Below are 17,158 nucleotides of genomic sequence, written 5' to 3' on the forward strand. Positions count from 1 at the left end.
ATCCTTATTCCGGCTCGACCTTTGTCGCCGCCCCGCTATGGTGCATCGTAACGATCAGGAGGCCCGCATGAACCAGCCCATTCAAGTCTATGGCGACCAGCGCAGTGGAAACTGTCTGAAGGTGAAGTGGACGGCCGATCGCATGGGCCTGACCTATGACTGGCAGAATGTCGACATTCTCAAGGGTGAGACACGCACCGAGGATTTTCTCGCTATCAATCCGGCCGGTCAGGTGCCGTGCCTGGTTCGCCCGGACGGCCGTATCCTGGCCCAGTCCAACGCCATATGCTTCCATCTTGCCGAGGGCTCTGCGCTCATTCCCGAGGACAGTTTTGATGTCGCCAAAATGCTCGAATGGATGTTCTGGGAACAGTACAGCCACGAGCCGGCCATCGCTGTTCGCCGTCTCCAGAAAGCCTACAAAGGCCTGGATGATGACCAGATTGATCCGGAGTTGATGGCCAAGGGCCGCCGTGCCCTGGGCGTTATGGAAATGCGGCTCCTGTCCCGCGACTTCATCGTCGCCGAACAGCTCTCTCTGGCAGACATCGCGCTGGTTGCCTATACGCGGGTGGCTGATGAGGGTGGTTTCGACCTGGACGAATTCCTCAACGTTCGCGGCTGGGTCGCGCGTGTGGAGAACGAGCTTGGTATCGACGTCAATGACGGCCGGTTCGACCCGGTTGGCTAGCGCGCCAATTCCTTCATCGCATCATCGACACCTTCAAGTGTCAGCGGGAACATGCGGTGGGGGCCGATAATGTCCTGGATGAGGCGGGTGGAGTAGGAATACTCCCACCAGTCTTCCTTTTGCGGATTGAGCCAGATCAGGTTGGGCCAGGTATCGACGAGGCGCTGCAGCCAGACGGCGCCGGCCTCTTCATTCCAGTGTTCCACCGAACCGCCCGGATGCGTGATCTCGTAGGGTGCCATGGCGGCGTCTCCGACGATGATGACTTTCCAGTCCGCCGGGTATTTGTGCATCAGGTCAAAAGTTGGCACGGTCTCGGCGCGTCGGCGCAGATTGGACTTCCACATCCCTTCATAGGGACAGTTGTGGAAGTAAAGATATTCCAGGTTCTTGAACGTGCCGCGGGCCGCTGAGAACAGCTCCTCACACATGCGCACATAGGAATCCATGGATCCGCCGACATCAAACAGGGCGAGGACCTTGATGGCATTTCGGCGTTCCGGGCGCATGATCACGTCCAGCCAGCCCTGTTTCGCCGTCGCGTCGATCGTGCCACCCAGGTCCAGCTCTTCCTGCGCCCCGTCGCGGGCAAACTTGCGCAGGCGGCGCAGGGCGACCTTGAGATTTCGTGTGCCCAGCTCGCGCTCGCCATCCAGGTCCTTGTAGCGGCGCTGTTCCCAGACTTTCACGGCCTTCTTGTGCTGGCTCTGACCGCCAATGCGCACGCCAGCCGGATTATAGCCGGAATGGCCATAGGGCGAGGTGCCGCCGGTGCCGATCCACTTGTTGCCGCCTTCGTGGCGTTTTTCCTGTTCCTCGAGGCGTTTTTTGAGCGTCTCCATCAGCTCGTCGAAGGGCAGGGCCTGAAGCTCGGCCATTTCCTCCTCGGTGAGCAGACGTTGCATCATGGCCTTGAGCCATTCGTCCGGGATCTCCTCGGTCTCGAACAGGGCGCCAAGCGCTTCCACGCCCTTGAAGACATGACCGAAGACCATGTCGAACTTGTCGAAATCCTTCTCATCCTTCACCAGCGCGGCGCGACTGACCGAGTAGAAATGCCCGATACTCGGATCGATGGCGCCCTTGTCGAGCGCTTCCAGCAGGGTCAGGTATTCGCGGGTCGTAACCGGGATCTTGGCGGCGCGGAGCTCGGTGAAGAAATGATGCAGCATGACAAGAGACTAGGGTGCTCACAGCTTCTTTTCCAGCACCGTGATGCCGCCTTTCATCAGTCGACGACAAACGGCTAGATTTGTTTGAGGCTTTCAATCGAACTGGGACCAACACCATGCCCAAAAACCTCACCCTCCGACGGGCCCGCGCCGACGATCTCTCTGCGATCATCAACATGCTGGCCGATGACGCATTGGGGGCGAGCCGGGAGGTCGTCGCCGATCCGGTGCACGGTGACTATGTCGAGGCATTTGCTGCCATCGACACCGATCCCAACCAATATCTGGCCGTTGCCGAGGACGGCGAGGGCATCGTCGGATGTCTACAGCTCAGCTTTATTCCCGGTCTGTCGCGCAGGGGAATGTGGCGCGGTCAGATCGAGAGTGTGCGCATCCATTCACGCGCTCGGGGCGAGGGCTATGGCCAGGTTTTGTTCGAATGGGCAATCGAGCAGTGCCGCCGGAAAGGCTGTGGCCTGGTCCAGTTGACCACCGACAAGAGCCGGCCCGACGCACTGCGCTTCTACGAACGCCTCGGGTTTGTTCCCAGCCATGAAGGCATGAAGCTGGGCCTTTAAAATTGCCAGCGGATTGCGGCGCGAATCTGTCGCGGTTCAACGCTGCGAAGGTGACGATCTTCAACCGCAGTCGCTTCTGTAGCGAGCCGGCTTTCGATGAAGTACGTGATGTCCGCATCTTGTGCGTCGAAGAGATTGAAAACGTCGACAGACAGCGCGGCTGAACCGAAGCGGTATTCACCGCCCAGATTTACCAGGGTTGTCGGATCCGAGAGGACTGACCCGTCCTCGATCAGAGGCGCTTCGCCGAAGTGACGCACCCGTACAGACAGGGTGAAATCGTCCCAAGTGCCAATAAGGCCTCCACTGAGCACGGTCTCCACCGCGCCGGGAATGTGATCCTCGCTGCCATTGGTCTTGAAGCGGGCGTCAGTCCAGGAGGCTTCCAGGTCGGCGACCAGCCAGTCATTGATCGTCCAGAACATGGCCGCTTCGAAACCATGACGTTCGGATCCATCATTGGGTTCTGTGGAGCCGCCATCGCCGACAAAAACCAGCTCACTGTCGAGCTCCAGCCAGAACGCAGCCGCCGTGAAATGAACGTGGTCGGTCTGCCAGCGGACGCCCAGCTCGGCGACATCGCCCGGGACTAGCAGCGGAACAGCGACTGCAGGTGCATTTGGCTTTCCGCCCGGCACGTGATGGGCCGGGTTCAGCGGCTCAGCCGGATCCGTGATCACGACCGTGCTTGGGTCCAGCGTAATAGTGGCGCCACGGGCATCATTGGAGTGAAAACCACGGCCGTAATTGGCGTAGAGTTCAACGGCCGGGGAGGCGCGCCAGGCCAGTCCGAACTTTGGTGCAAGCAGGGCGTCATCTGCGGTGCCGCCATTGGCAGCGAGGGTCCGGGCGTCAACATCGACCTGCATCCAGTCTGCGCGGAGTCCCCCCATAACGCGCAGTGCGTCGGTCGCTTGCCAGTTCAGCTCGATGTGCGTCGCGAAGCTTGTCTGTTCGATGGCGTCTTCGCGGACCGTGTCCAGTCGTTCGCGCTCACGAGAGTGGTGCAGGCCGATTTCACCGATGTCGTCATGACGAAGCTCGGCACCCCAGCTGAGCTGAAGAGAATCTGCGACGTGCGCGTGCTGACGATAGCGTGCCCCGTACATCCAGCGTTCGTCTCGTTGTTCGAATTGGTCGCCATTGACCGGGCCTTCGAGGAAATAGGTGAAATTGGAGTAGAGCGTAAAGTCGGACCGGACGATCCAGGCGTTGACCTCAGCGAGGTGATTTTCCCAACGTGCTGTGGCAGCGAGGCGTTCCGATTGCCCCCCGAGCGTCGGGTCGATAACACCAAAACGGCCATACACATTCAATGCTCGTTCTGGAATTTGGTCGGCGCCGCGCCAGTCGGCATCGTAATACATGAGGGTGAAGCTGGCATCACCACCAAAGGCCGGGGCCACGTAGCGGGCGAGCAGATTGATGCGCTCTGCGTCCTCCTGCGTGCTCCATGGGCCGTCATACAGGACATGTTCACCGCCGAAGGTCAGTGCGCCGGAATCGGTCTCATGGCTGACGCCTGCAGCGGCTCGGCTGTATCCAAATTCGCCGATCTCCAGGCTGGCGAAGTTGGATGGCAATTGCTGATAGAGGGCGAAACGGGCCGACCCGGCGAGTGAAAAATCACCATCATCTGCACGATAGGCACCCTTGCGAAAACGAATTTCAGATACGAATTCCGGGATGAGTGGATTGAGATCCAGATAGCCCTGGCCATGGCCATGGCTGCGCATATTGACCGGCGCACCATCGATGAAGCCGGCGAAATCTGTACCGTGATCCAGATTGAAACCCCGCATGAAATACTGGTTCGCCTTGCCCGTTCCGGAGTGCTGCGTCGCGATCATGCCCGGGATGACTTCAACGAGTTCACCCACTCTCCCGATCGGTCGTGTCGAGATGTCATCATAGCCGACGACCCCTTCGGTCGCAGATTGAGCCACGCCAATCTGGTCCATTCCCTGGCCCCAGATGTGAATAATATCAGCCGTCGATGTGTCCTGGGCAGCAGCGGTGGCGGAAAGGGTGACGAGAAGGCAGGCGGAGACAAGCGGTCTATTCATGAGATGTTATAATATAACGTTTTAGGTCCGCTGCATGTAGCCGAGCTTTCTTTGTGTGGCAAATGACAGGTTTGTAGGATTTAAGGGGCGCCCGACGGCGTTAATCCGGTTGCTGGCTGACAAAGGCCTGCAGCAACACCGCTCGCGCAGCGGCGTCTTGTCCGGCCGGGTATTGCACGGTGACAGTCCAGGGCTGGAGCGGGTGTTCCAGGGTCATGGCGAATTGTTCCGGCGTGCCCGGGCGAGATGCGCCCAGTGACCAGGAGGTCAGGGGCGCGTTTTCGCCTGTGCCCGTCGTGACGATCTCGAACCGGGTGCTTTGCAAGTCCGGATAGGTTTCGCCCATGCGTTCGGCCTCTGCTGAAGCATGACTGCCCTGGGTCAGGCGAAGCCCGATATCCTCGTGGTTCCAGTAAAGGCAGGCCGGGTCGCCCTCGCTGCCGCCATAAACGTCGAAGCGCAGATGGTCGGCAATGAAAAGCGGGCATTGCAGGCCCTGCATGTGGCGCGCGCCCTGATCGCCCTGGACTTGCCAGCCGGGGCTGGCCTCCGGGTGATCGCGCAGCATGCGGGCATTGGCGTCTGCCAGGCGAGCCGTGTCGCCCGGATGCCAGGCAGCGCGGGCCTCTTCGGCGGCCATGTGGGAGGCCATGACCATGCGGGTCGCTGCAAGCTCTGCATCACCGTGGATGACGTCCGCAGCCTGCCTCGCATACCGCCCGGTCGCCTCCCAATACCCCAGGCGCGCATTGATATCCGTGAGCATGTGGCGAATGCGATATCGATCCATCGGCGTGTCGGCCAGGGCCAGAGCGGTTTCTGCCGGCGCCAGCGCGGACTCCCAGTCTCCGGCCATGACATGTGGAATCACCTGCCGGAAGGCGGACATGAAATCGGCTGGGGCCTCGTCCTGTGCGAAGGCCGGCATGGCAAGGCTGGCTGCCAGAATACCGGCACAAAATGCGTGTTTCATCATGTCCTCCCGATGTGCGGGAAGAGCATGAAAACACTCGCCGAGCACCGAGTGAATAAGCGGTAAGCTGGCTCAGATCGCGCCCGGGTCACGCGGTCCGCCAGCCGGAGCGCCGCCAGGTTCGGGATTGCGCCGCATCATGAAGGAAAGCTTTTCGAACAGCATGACGTCCTGCTCGTTCTTCAACAGGGCGCCGTGCAGCGGCGGGATCAGCTTGCGCGGATCACGTTCGGTCAGCACGGAAGGATCAACATCCTCGACCAGCAGTAGTTTCAGCCAGTCGAGCAGCTCCGACGTCGAGGGCTTCTTCTTCACGCCGGGGACCTGGCGCACGTCGTAGAACAGCTTGAGCGCCTCTGCGAGCAACCGGCCCTTCAGCCCCGGGAAATGCACCTCGACGATGGCGCGCATCGTTTCCTCGTCCGGGAAGGCGATGAAATGGAAGAAACAGCGGCGCAGGAAGGCGTCCGGCAATTCCTTCTCATTGTTCGAAGTGATGATGACGACCGGGCGCTGTTCCGCCTTGATGGTCTCACCTGTCTCGTAGACGTGGAATTCCATCCGGTCGAGCTCCTGCAGGAGATCGTTGGGAAACTCGATATCGGCCTTGTCGATCTCGTCGATCAGCAGCACGGAGCGTTGTTCGGCCGCAAAGGCCTCCCACAGCTTGCCCTTGCGGATGTAGTTGTTGATGTCATGGACCTTGTCATCGCCCAGCTGGCTGTCGCGCAAGCGGGCAACGGCATCGTATTCGTAAAGGCCCTGGCGCGCCTTAGTCGTCGACTTGATGTGCCATTCGATCAGCGGCATGCCCATGGCAGCGGCGACCTGTTTGGCCAGCTCGGTTTTACCGGTGCCCGGCTCGCCCTTGACGAGCAGCGGGCGCTCCAGAGCGATCGCCGCATTTACCGCGGCGCTCAGCTCAGCATCAGCGACGTAATTGTCTGTACCTTCAAAGCGCATGGTCAAGACCTAGCGCGTTGCAAACGGCTTGGGTAGGTGTGACGTAGGCGTCAAGCTGCAGCGTGCCCAGGGGGAGGTTCGAGACCTTGAATGCGGCACATTGCCCCAATCACCTTTCTCTGCTTGCGAAATTAAGGGACTGTAAAGGCGAATCTCTGGGATACTCATCGTGATAGATTAGAGGTGGCCCCGATGGCTGATGGAATGATCCACACGCAGAACTTCTACGCATTCGAATGGATGACCGGCAAGGTTGCCGATTGCGATCCGAATTTCCCAACAACTCTGCATGCTTGGGACAATCAGGATCTTGATCTTGACGCGACGGATACGGCCTATTTCGGTTTTGTCCAGGATGGCGATGCCATCGTGAATACGGATGCGGGCAGTTTCACCCTCAAATCGGGTATGTATTTCTCAGCCAACAATGCCGTCAGTATTTCCGGCGGCCGGGGCATCGTCATGGCGCGCGCCAAGCACCAAGCCTTCTTCTCGATTGGTGGTCCGGTCGAGGACAAGGGGCGGCTGAAATATATCGATGGCTGTACCGACAGCCTGTTGATCTCACCCATCAAGATGGGTGACCCCTGTCTCAACCTGCTCTACTTCCCGCCTGGCATTGACCAGACGTCGCACACGCATCCTTCCGATCGGATTGGCGTGGTCTTTTCCGGCAAGGGCGAGTGCGTCACGCCGGAAGGCATCATCCCGCTGGAGCCGGGAGTGATGTTCCGGATCCCCTATGAGGGGCACCACAAATTCCGGACCTATGACAGCGAGATGCGGGTCATTGCCTATCACCCCGATAGTGATTTTGGCCCCCAGGACGAAGATCACCCGATGATCAACCGCACGATTGTTGACGGTGTCTCTGCATCCAAGATCGACGCGATCCGAACGAAATAAGGGGCTTTGGGCCCACTACGAAAAAGGCGCCTCTCACGGCGCCTTTTTTGTGTCTGTGTGCTATTCCGCCCGATCATCGGCGGCGTGCTGCGGGCGCAGCCACACACCGTCATTTCCCGTTGTGGGGCCGCCGTGTTCAGCGTCATAGAGGCCGCGGCGCAAATTGCGACGGCGATTGATTTCGCTCGCTGCTGGCCGCTTCTCGGACGAGCCCAGCGCGACGCACAGATCGGTGATGTCGTGCGCCATTCTCGCGAATTCTTCCATCTCCATCGCGAAGGGGTGATCCGGCCCGGGATTGGAGCGGTCAAAGGTCACATGTTTCTCGATCACTCTGGCACCCAGCGCGATCGAGGCGATCGGAGCCAGGCTGCCTGGCGAGTGGTCTGAGAGGCCCAGGGGCGTGTGCGGAAACGCCGCCCGCAGGGACGTCAACGCGTTGAGGTTCATATCCTCCCAGGCAGGTGGATAACTTGCTGTACAATGCAACAGGGTAAGCTCGTTACAGCCCTTGGCGCGGAGGAAGCTGGCCGCCGCCTCGACTTCGTCGAGATAGCTGGCGCCGGTGGACTGGATCACGGCCTTGCCGGTTGCCGCGATCTTTTCCTGCATCGCGCGGAAAGTCATATCCCCGGATGCGATCTTGTAACGGCTGACGCCGACATCCTCGAGCAGGTCCACCGCTTCCAGAGAGAAGGGCGAGGACATAAATTCGATGCCGTTATCGTCAGCACAGGCCTTGAGAGTGTAGTGCCAGTCATCCGGCAAGCCCTGATTGCCGAACGCGGCGTATTTCGGATTGTCGACAATGTCGTCGCTGCCGGGGTCCTTGATGCGTCGTGCGATCAGGCCGTCCCGGCTCAGGCTCTGGAATTTGGCAATATCCGCGCCTGCTTTCGCACTGGCTTCGATATAGCGTTTGGCGAGATCGAGATCGCCATCATAGTTCGACCCGATCTCCGCGATCAGGGTCACGCGCTCTGCGTTCATCAGGCAATGTCCTCGAAGCGGTTTTGTTCGGCCACCTGTTCGCTGATCAGCTTGCAGATGTGTTCTGCATCGATGGGCCAGTCGCGTTCGCTCATCTGTGCGTAAACGGAGCGGACGAAGTCCAGGTCCTCACGTGTGTCGACCGAAAAATCATAATCGGGATAGTGAAGCGTGTCGGCGAACCGCACCATGTGTGTCCGGAAGGCTTCATAGTGTTCACGTATGAACAGGGTGACGTGCTCGCGGTGGCGGGCGGTGACTTCCGGATCAGCGGCAAGATGTTGAAGCACACGCGTTTGCACGACTTCCGCGCGCAAGCCCCGCGGCAGATGCTTGTCAACGGGCCGCGTGTATTCGGAAAGATTGTCGTGATGGTCCGACACGCATCGCGCAATAATCATGGGGTCACGGAAGGGACTGTCCGATGTAATGCGCACAAGGGTCGTGGCCAGGGTTCGTTCGGCGACGACGAGGAAGCGATCAAGAACGTCGTGCTCTGAACCACGAATGACGCGAATGCCTTCGGCCTGTCCCAGCTGTTCGACGGTATCATCATTGGGGTGTGTCGTCGTGGCGATCACCAGCTCGTCCACGCCTGGAATATTGCGCAAGTGTCGACACTGGTAAGCGAGCAGGGAAACATCATCGAAAAGCGGTTCGAGAATCTTCCTCGGAAGCCGATTCGAGCCTGTTCGTGCCTGAATTACCGCGACGGTTCTTTTCACACCGTGTCCTCTTCATTCTGGCTGCCTTGGACAGGGATTTCGACATCCATCCAGGTCCGCGTCATCCGAGTCGCATTATACGGAGGAATTCTACCGGGGATATGGTTACCAAGATCTGGATCATTCGCCAGCATGCGCACGAGCAGGGCCGGAATGTTGAGGCCCGCCAGGGTCATTAGATATCCAAACCCCCACATGCGCGGATTGATCTCCAGCAAATAGGCAGGTTCGCCCGCAGCCGGCCGTTTCAGCTCGACTGCCGCAAGACCGTGCCAGGGGCCACTGGCCTGCAGAACATCAAGCCCGGCCTGCATCAGGACCGGGTCATCCACGGTTTCCCCGGCGACCGCGACGCCCCCTGTCGGAGGATTGGTCTGCAGCTTGCGGTGCAGGGTGGAGATGATGAGTTCGCCATCGCGCCACAGCGAGCCGATCGTGTAGACGGTCTCGGCACCGCCCGGAATGTATTGCTGGACCACACAGGGGCCATGATCGCGGTGGGTTTCGGTCCAGATCTGGGCCAGCTCGATCGCATTGGCCGGATAGCTCACACCGCGTGCACCGCGTGATGTGCGGGGTTTGACGACGCAGGGATAGCCGCCATCCCAGGCATCCAGATCGTCGACGCTGTTGGGCTGTAGTGTCGCCGGTATCGGCAGTCCGCGGGCCTTGGCACGGGACAGGAGCTTGCCCTTGTCGAGACCATATTCGAGCACATCCGGAGCTGGCACGGGCACACGAATACCGTCCTTTGCCCAGGCGTCCACGACCGGCGCCAGGGCCTTGGCTTCAGCTTCCGAACCCGGAATGATGGTGTCACAGCCATGATCTGCCATCACCTTCAGCACAGCGCTCCGATAGGCCTCCGCATCTGCAGCGGAGGGCAGGGTTATCCCGGAACAGCCGGGTTCATACAGCCCGCCCGCGAGTGCGTTCAGGTCGGCGGCGACAAGCGTCAGCTCTGGATCGGCCTGTCTCAGCGAGCGCAGGGTGCCCAGGCCCGGAGGGGCGCCGACGCCCGTGACCAGCACGCCACCGGAGATGTTATGAAGCGCACTCATTTGCGCCAGAAATCCAGTGATCGTCCGAGCAGCGCCTCGACCTCCCGGATCGAGGGCTCGAACTGTGTCTGCAGGCGGGCGCGCATGCTGCTGGCCATTGGCGGAATCGAGACCGGCGTGTTGTCGAGTGGCGGGTAAACGCCGTCAGCGGTCTTGGCGCTGGTGGTGCCGGAAACGGGGGCGATCAGCTCGGCATGAAGCCGATCAAAATCCTCGCCGATACGGTCGTCGAAATGGCCATCGATGATCATCTTCTTGGCCGCGGGTATGCCACCGGTGTTATAGCGCGCCTCGACTGTGATGGGGTGTGGGGGCAGGTCAAGGAAGTCAACAATCTGGGCGACGGTTCCCGGGCCGTCTGCGTCGAGGTCATCCTGGAGAAGGACCAGCATGTTCGGGAAGTGAGCCTGCCAGATCTTCAAGCGCTCGGGATAGGTGGAAGTGTGCGCGTAAAGCCACTGGAACCCCCAGTTTTCCGCGATACGGCGCGGCTGGTCTTCCAGCGCTTTTTCAAACGAGAGAAATTCTGCATCACGTCGGACATTCTGCAGATAGTGGGAATAGGTCCGGTCGACGGGATTGCGCAACAGGGCGATAATGCGGGTGTCAGGGCCACACAATTCGCGCGCCCGCGGAGCTGCAAGCGACGCATAGGCATAGTAATCCGGCGAGACGTCCCCGACCCGCGCCTGGCCAGAATAATCCGCCATCAGCGCTTGATAGTCAGAGATCTCCGGCGCGGTGTCGAAGTGGTAGAATTCGGGCCAGTAGACCTCCCCTTGTCCCACTCGGGAAAAGAAGCGCCCTTCCTTGCGAACCCGGGACAGGAAAACATCGGGATGCTGGCTTAGATAGTGGTACAGCGAGGTCGTGCCCGCCTTTGGTGCGCCGATGACCAGAAAGTTTGGCCAGATGTCGCCGACTGTGGGTGAGGAATCGGTCAATTCTGTCTCTTCGCTTCAGGTTTCTGCTTCAAGCCGTTTTAGGACGATTCTGGCGGCGACGGCTCACCGGGCCAGGTCGTGTGGATGAATTGGGCGACCCGCTGCGCGCCAAGCCCGTCAACGCTGGCTGCCATTTTTTCGATCGCGCCCTGGCGGATCTCCACGTCCGTGTGAAACCGGTTGAAAGCCGTGGCGAACTGGCTTTCCCAGTGCGGCGTGTCCGGAACAATGCTGACGCCAAATCCGAGGGCCTCCCAGCTGCGGGCCCGGTCCAGCTGATGCGGAACAATCGGCAGGCATATCGCGGGCAAACGGCAGGCTGCAGCCTCGTGCAGGCTCGTGCCGCCCGCCATGACGGCAAAATCAGCCGCGCGCATTCGCTCTGCAACGTCCTGTGCGCGATGGGGTGTGCCGCGGCTGTCCGGGCGCAGGATATCCACTTCCAGGTTACGTTGTCGGCAAAGCTCTTCGCAAAGCGCCAGGCAATGGTCGATCAGTTCGCTCTGGCTTCCGCCCAGGGAGACGAAGACGGATTGCGCCTGCGTGACGGCGACGGGGGGAGTCAGGGCGCTGAACGCAGCAGGCAAGAGCAGATGTTCCGGACCATCAAGATAATGCACTCCACGCGTTTCGGGTTGGGGAACAAAGCGTTGTTTGACGATCAGATCGGCCCGCGCAGCGCCGGTCTGGTTGCCCAGCAGTGCGACTGGCAGGCCGGTGCCCCGCAGCCTTTGCACCAGGATCGGGTCGGTGTCCTTCCAGTCCCCGATCAGCACCGGGGCTTCGTGCCTACGGGCCAGCGTGGAGAGCGCCTCGAACTCGTCGGTCTGCGTCACAGATACAATCTCGCACAATGCTTTCACATCTGCGGGTAGAACGTCTGGCGTTCGGGTGATCCAGAGCACCTGGCGCCCAAGCTCGTGCAGCGTGCGCGCCAGCGCGCGGCAGCGTGTGACATGGCCGAAACCAATTGTCGGTCCGCCGTCCGCCCGTATCAGGATGACAGACATGGCCTAGCCGGTAGCCTTGACGTGTGCTGCCAGCTCGGTGGCGACCCGCCCCATCGTGTTCTCCCAGTCCTGGAAGCCTTCGCCAAAGAAGGAGCGTGTCTGCGGATACCAGAGTGACCGCCCGGCGCCCAGCATGGTCCAGGTCGAGGAGCGCGCGTGGATGAACCAGACATTTGCACCACTGGCAGCGGCCAGGTTGGTGGTCGCATTCATCGGGCCGATGACCAGATCACAGGCAGAAGACAGCGCGGCGACCCCGTCGAGATCCATCTTGAGGTCGATGCCTTCGGGCTGGTGAACCGTGACCCCGAAATGCTCGCGGGCGATCTCCAGCTCGTCTTCGACCTTGCCATACTGCAGATTGACGAACTCCACACCCTCTACGTCCAGGACCGGTTTCCAGGCGTCGAATGCCGAGAAAAACCGGGCGCGCCGTGCGTTCATTTTCAGCGATTTCCAGAGGATGCCGACCTTGAGGCCCGGGCCGAACGCGGCGAGTTGTTGCCGGAACTCTTTCTGGCGATCCGGATCCGGGGTCAGGAAACCTGCATCCTTGGGAAAGCTGTCGACACTGTTGCGAAGCGAGCGCAGGGGCGTCGCCATCGGCGTCCAGTAATCGGAGGCCTTGTCGATCTTTGGCAGGACACGCACATCGCGGCCTTCCACATGGGCGGAACGGTGGCTGTAGACCTTCGCCTTGGGGAAGGACCGGGCGACCAGGTCCACCAATCGATACTCCACGGCGATGCGCAATTCGCCATCCGGGCCGACCGCGTCGATCAGGTCATTGGCCTGGTTGAGAAACAGGACTTCATCGCCCAGCCCCTGTTCGCCGATCCAGACCAGAGACTTGTCCCGGATCTCGTCCAGATCATCGCCTTCCCACATTGGACAGTTCATGACAAACAGTGTGGCCTGGGTATTGTCGGGGTCGAGGCGAATGCGTTGCGCCTTCCAGCCTTCAGCGAGGCGGCCCGACGCGAGCAATGCCAGTGAGTGCCCGTGCAGCATCGTGGCCCGGTCGATCTTGTCCTGGGGATTCTTCAGTGCTTCTTCGAAATGCGTGATGGCATTCTCGGGTTCGCCGATCAGCTCGTAGACATTCGCGAGGTTGTTATGTGCCCGTGCGAAATTGGGCTTAAGCCGTAAGGCTTCAGTGTAAAAGGGCACCGCGCCGACCGGGTCGCCGGAATCCGACAAAACTGTGCCCAGGGAATTCCACAGCTCGGCATTTTCCGGGTGCAGGTAGATGCGCTCTCGTAGCAATTCGATCGCATCTTCAAACTTGGCCTGGTCGCGCAGGACACTCGCCAGGTTGATCATGCCGCTCATACTGTCCGGATTGACCTGGACGCAAAGGCGATAGAATTTTTCCGCGGCCTCGAGCATGTCCAGCTTCCAGGCCACAATCCCCATATTGAGATAGATTTCATCGTCGGCGGGATCGAGTTTCCAGGCGCGTTCATAAAACTCGAGAGCGCGGGATAGTCGTCCCAGGCGAAACAGGAGCAGGCCGACCGTATGGTTGGCGAGGGCGGTGTCCGGCCCTGCATCGAGCGCCTTGAGCGCGTGTTTCGCAGCGCCGATATGGTCGCCTTCATCAGATATCTTGATGGCGCGTTTGCACAGGGCAGCGACCTTGCGATAGGTCGCGCGCTGATCCTTGGGGATCACGCCCAGTTTGGTTTCAGCCTTGAAGTGTCCGGAATCGCCCACAGCCCCGCGGGTTTCATTCTTTTCCGCTTCAGCCTCGGCGTTGAATTCTTCTAACAGCGCGCTGTCGGTCATCATGTCTCGCTATCGCTAGGGTCGCTCGCAACCAGACTGACGCACCGATTCGACTTAACGTTTGGCTAAGGTTTTCCAGGCGGCCTGTCACAGGCGATCACGCGCGATCAGTCGGATCGGTGAGGGCGGTTTGACGCGTATTAAATATGCATGACCGTGATCGCCTGGTTTCGCGATGATTGGCGAAACCTTTTGTTCATCAGCCTTTGGCAGATTCTCCGCCTGTCTAATGCGCACTCATAGTTCTGGGAGAGACTGAATGCCGCTCAAAATCTCGCTAAAACCCGGCGAGAAGTTCGTTCTGAACGGCGCGGTGATCGAGAATGGCGATCGCCGATCAGTGCTCGTCCTGCAGAACAAGGCTTCGGTGCTGCGTGAGAAAGACATCATGCAACAGGAAGAGGTGACGACTCCGGCGCGTCACATCTATTTCCCGATCATGATGATGTATCTGTCTGACAAGCAAAACGATGCCATCTACGAACAATTTGTCGTGCGGATGAATGAGTTCATGAGCGTGATCCAGTCACCGGAAGTGTTGGCGGAATGCGTTGCGGTGAGCAGGGATGTGATGGCGGGTGAGTACTACAAGGCTCTCATCCGGTGCAAAAAGCTCATCGCTTATGAAGAGGAGCGACTGAAGTAATGTCCTTCCAGGCCTATCAGCAAGCTGCGACCCGTAGCGAGGATCCGCGTTCAACCGAGTACCGCCTGTTCGCGCAAGTGACGCGCGCGCTAATGGAGGCGTCACAGGCGGACAAGCTTGAGATCACCAAGCGTGCAGAAGCGCTGGACTGGAACCGTCGCATGTGGAGCAATTTCGCTCTGGACTGCTCGAGTGAGGAAAATCAATTGCCCGAGCAATTGCGGGCCTCGATCATCTCGCTGTCACTTTTCGTCTCCAAGCACACATCCGTCGTCATGCGCGGCGATGATGATTTTCAAACCCTGATTGATATCAATCGAACGATTATGCAGGGGCTCTCGCCCCAGGCCCAGGCGCCCGCCGCGTAGAGGCCCGCAGATCGCTGAACAGGGAGCCGCCCACGGGCGGCTTTTTCTTGCCTGCTTGTTCGCCGGGAAACATCTGCCGGGGCGGCAAGAAAGGCGCTGCAGATCCGTCCGTACTCTGTGTTCCTGAGGCGTTTTGGTCCAAAAAGTGTCGTGAAAACAGCATTATAGCATATTCACCGCTCGGCATAGCGCTTGCGAAGCTTGCGGCAGGACAAAACGTCCAGGCCGAAAAAGTCGGCTTCATCGCTTCCAGAACGGAGGAACAATTATGCTTTCTGTGAACACCAACGCTGGGGCCATGGTGGCCCTGCAGAACTTGAACGCTACGAACCAGTCGATGAACGAAGTTCAGAACCGCATCAATACCGGCCTGAAGGTCGCGGGCGCGAAAGACGATGGCGGTACATTCGCCATCGCGCAGCGCATGCGTGCTCAGGTAGCGGGTTATGGTGTTGTTCAGCAGAGCCTCGATCGGACCCGTTCTGTTGTCGATGTCGCCCTGGCGGCAGGCGAGGGCATTTCGGATCTGCTCATCGAAATGAAGGAGAAAGCCCTCGCTGCTTCGGATGTATCTCTCGATGCTGCGTCCCGCACAGCCCTGAACGAAGATTTCAAGGCCCTGCGTGACCAGATCGGCAAGATGGTATCCACGGCCGAGTTCAACGGTACGAACCTGATCAATAACTCAGTGACCTCGATCTCCGCCCTGGCTAACCAGGACGGATCGAGCACGATTTCTATCATTGACGAGAACCTCTCGCTCGGTGGTGGTGTTGTGACGCTGGCTGCAACGGCTTCCTTCGCGTCTGCCGGCGCGGCGGGCACTCTTGCGGGTACGATCTCGACGTCCTTGAACAATCTCAACTCGTCTCTGGCGCGCCTCGGTACGGCCGCCAAGTCTCTCGAGATCCACAAAGGCTTTGTGCAGCAACTGAGCGACTCCCTGGAGACCGGCATCGGAAACCTGGTCGACGCCGATCTGGCCAAGGAAAGTGCACGTTTGCAGTCGCTGCAGGTCAAGCAGCAGCTGGGCGTACAGGCGCTATCCATCGCCAACCAGGCGCCGCAGACGATCATGTCGTTCTTCGGATAACCGTAAGCGCGCTGGGATCGCTTTCGAGCGATCCCAGCATTTTTTTCTGCGTCCACAGCGGAGGCACGGACCCATGTCTGAATTCGAAAATTAACTCATTATTAACCAAACATTTTTGCCGACCGGTAGTTTTTGCCGGGCGATTTTTACGTGTTGTTGGGCAGTTTTTGCCGGGTGAATGGTTACCCGGAAATTCCGACTCGGCAGAAAACTCCCAGTGATTCGGGGCGATCCGGGATTAACCAAGTAGGTCAAGCAAAAACTGGCACTTCCTTTGCTGTGTAAAGCGTCGGATCAGAAGATCCAGCGGACAAAACGTCCGAGAAACCAGAAAGGAAAGGGCCAAGAAATGGCTACTATCAATACCAATGCTGGCGCCATGGTTGCGCTGCAGAACCTCAACTCTACGAACCGTGACATTGAGCAGGTTCAATCTCGCATCAATACGGGTCTCGCCGTTGCATCTGCCAAGGACAATGGTGGTGTTTATGCGATCGCCCAGAAAATGCGTGCCGACGTGAAAGGCTATGAAGCCGTTGGTAACTCGCTGGACCTGGCTGCTTCGACCGTAGACGTTGCGCTGGCTGCTGGTGAAGCTGTCTCCGATCTCCTCGTTGAGATGAAAGAGAAGGCTCTGGCGGCTTCGGACGCTTCGCTTGACTCCGCTTCGCGCACCGCGCTGAACGAGGACTTCAAAGCGCTGCGTGACCAGATCGGCAAGATCGTTTCGAACGCTTCGTTCAACGGTACCAACCTGATCAACAACTCCGTGACCTCGATCTCCGCACTCGCTAATGCTTCGGGTTCGTCCACGATTTCCATCGTCGACGAGAACCTGTCACTCGGTGGTGGTGTCGTCACGCTCTCTGCAACGGCTTCCTTCGCGTCTGCCAGCGCAGCGAGCACGATTGCGGGTACGATCTCTACGTCCATCAACAACCTGAACGCTTCTCTGGCGCGCCTGGGTACGGCTTCCAAGTCTCTGGGCATCCACAAAGACTTCGTAGGCAAGCTGTCTGACTCCCTCGAAAAGGGTATCGGCAACCTGGTCGACGCGGACCTGGCCAAGGAAAGCGCTCGCTTGCAGTCTCTGCAGGTCAAGCAACAGCTTGGTGTACAGGCTCTGTCCATTGCGAACAGTGCTCCGTCCACCATCCTGGGTTACTTCCGTTAATCCCGGAAAT

General features: G+C 59.4%; 16 protein-coding genes and 1 pseudogene. 7 read left to right on the plus strand and 10 right to left on the minus strand.

Translation table 11 applies throughout. The features are described from left to right. The first annotated feature begins 67 nt into the window (after nt 1-67). Complete coding sequence (locus JJ889_RS06380; RefSeq protein WP_291892702.1) at nt 68-691, plus strand: glutathione S-transferase family protein; 624 nt, start codon at nt 68-70, stop codon at nt 689-691. On the opposite strand, the gene JJ889_RS06385 is transcribed toward JJ889_RS06380, so the two are convergent. Continuing rightward, entirely contained in the window at nt 688-1,863 is a 1,176-nt protein-coding gene (locus JJ889_RS06385; RefSeq protein WP_291892704.1) for a VWA domain-containing protein, read from the minus strand. The two genes, JJ889_RS06380 and JJ889_RS06385, sit on opposite strands and share 4 nt — an antisense overlap. Before the next feature lie 116 nt (nt 1,864-1,979). On the opposite strand from JJ889_RS06385, the gene JJ889_RS06390 reads away from it, so the two are divergent. Further along, nucleotides 1,980-2,441: a GNAT family N-acetyltransferase gene (locus JJ889_RS06390; protein ID WP_291892706.1), complete on the plus strand. Its 462-nt coding sequence runs from the start codon at nt 1,980-1,982 to the stop codon at nt 2,439-2,441. Here JJ889_RS06390 and JJ889_RS06395 read toward each other — a convergent pair. The 3 genes from JJ889_RS06395 to JJ889_RS06405 form a co-directional block, all read right to left on the minus strand. Further along, nucleotides 2,438-4,507 carry a TonB-dependent receptor gene (locus tag JJ889_RS06395; RefSeq protein WP_291892708.1) on the minus strand — a complete coding sequence of 690 codons (2,070 nt, stop codon included), beginning with the start codon at nt 4,505-4,507 and terminating at the stop codon, nt 2,438-2,440. The genes JJ889_RS06390 and JJ889_RS06395 overlap by 4 nt on opposite strands. 100 nt (nt 4,508-4,607) lie before the next feature. Beyond that, complete coding sequence (locus tag JJ889_RS06400) at nt 4,608-5,480, minus strand: hypothetical protein (RefSeq protein WP_291892710.1); 873 nt, start codon at nt 5,478-5,480, stop codon at nt 4,608-4,610. Between the two features lie 72 nt (nt 5,481-5,552). Beyond that, entirely contained in the window at nt 5,553-6,449 is an 897-nt protein-coding gene (locus JJ889_RS06405; protein WP_366940037.1) for a MoxR family ATPase, read from the minus strand. 186 nt (nt 6,450-6,635) lie between these two features. On the opposite strand from JJ889_RS06405, the gene JJ889_RS06410 reads away from it, so the two are divergent. Beyond that, nucleotides 6,636-7,349 carry a cupin domain-containing protein gene (locus JJ889_RS06410; protein WP_291892715.1) on the plus strand — a complete coding sequence of 238 codons (714 nt, stop codon included), beginning with the start codon at nt 6,636-6,638 and terminating at the stop codon, nt 7,347-7,349. A gap of 60 nt (nt 7,350-7,409) precedes the next feature. On the opposite strand, the gene JJ889_RS06415 is transcribed toward JJ889_RS06410, so the two are convergent. The 6 genes from JJ889_RS06415 to JJ889_RS06440 are packed head-to-tail and all read right to left on the minus strand — an operon-like array spanning nt 7,410 to nt 13,867. Further along, on the minus strand, nt 7,410-8,339 hold the full coding sequence (locus JJ889_RS06415) for an N-acetylneuraminate synthase family protein (protein WP_291892717.1): 930 nt from the start codon (nt 8,337-8,339) through the stop codon (nt 7,410-7,412). Next, nucleotides 8,339-9,064, minus strand: coding sequence for a hypothetical protein (locus JJ889_RS06420; protein ID WP_291892719.1), 726 nt, complete (start codon nt 9,062-9,064; stop codon nt 8,339-8,341). The genes JJ889_RS06415 and JJ889_RS06420 overlap by 1 nt, the downstream gene beginning before the upstream one ends. Then, nucleotides 9,061-10,125, minus strand: coding sequence for an ATP-grasp domain-containing protein (locus JJ889_RS06425; RefSeq protein ID WP_291892720.1), 1,065 nt, complete (start codon nt 10,123-10,125; stop codon nt 9,061-9,063). The genes JJ889_RS06420 and JJ889_RS06425 overlap by 4 nt, the downstream gene beginning before the upstream one ends. After that, complete coding sequence (locus JJ889_RS06430; protein ID WP_291892722.1) at nt 10,122-11,069, minus strand: sulfotransferase; 948 nt, start codon at nt 11,067-11,069, stop codon at nt 10,122-10,124. The genes JJ889_RS06425 and JJ889_RS06430 overlap by 4 nt, the downstream gene beginning before the upstream one ends. Nucleotides 11,070-11,107: 38 nt before the next feature. Continuing rightward, entirely contained in the window at nt 11,108-12,079 is a 972-nt protein-coding gene (locus tag JJ889_RS06435; protein ID WP_291892724.1) for a hypothetical protein, read from the minus strand. A 3-nt stretch (nt 12,080-12,082) separates the two neighbouring features. Further along, nucleotides 12,083-13,867, minus strand: coding sequence for a tetratricopeptide repeat protein (locus tag JJ889_RS06440; protein ID WP_291892726.1), 1,785 nt, complete (start codon nt 13,865-13,867; stop codon nt 12,083-12,085). Between the two features lie 259 nt (nt 13,868-14,126). Here JJ889_RS06440 and flbT point away from each other — a divergent pair. From flbT to JJ889_RS06460, 4 genes and pseudogenes are all read left to right on the plus strand, one after another. Then, nucleotides 14,127-14,550 (plus strand): annotated as a pseudogene (gene flbT / locus JJ889_RS06445) (flagellar biosynthesis repressor FlbT). Next, nucleotides 14,513-14,881, plus strand: coding sequence for a flagellar biosynthesis regulator FlaF (gene flaF / locus JJ889_RS06450; protein WP_291892730.1), 369 nt, complete (start codon nt 14,513-14,515; stop codon nt 14,879-14,881). Before flbT ends, flaF begins: the two are co-directional and overlap by 38 nt. A 268-nt stretch (nt 14,882-15,149) precedes the next feature. Further along, nucleotides 15,150-15,974, plus strand: coding sequence for a flagellin (locus JJ889_RS06455; RefSeq protein WP_291892732.1), 825 nt, complete (start codon nt 15,150-15,152; stop codon nt 15,972-15,974). A gap of 349 nt (nt 15,975-16,323) precedes the next feature. Continuing rightward, a complete protein-coding gene (locus JJ889_RS06460) occupies nt 16,324-17,148 on the plus strand; it encodes a flagellin (RefSeq protein ID WP_291892735.1) in 825 nt (274 codons plus the stop codon). Nucleotides 17,149-17,158 lie beyond the last annotated feature (10 nt).

It is taken from the genome of Maricaulis sp., from assembly GCF_017643475.1.
Classification (GTDB): domain Bacteria; phylum Pseudomonadota; class Alphaproteobacteria; order Caulobacterales; family Maricaulaceae; genus Maricaulis.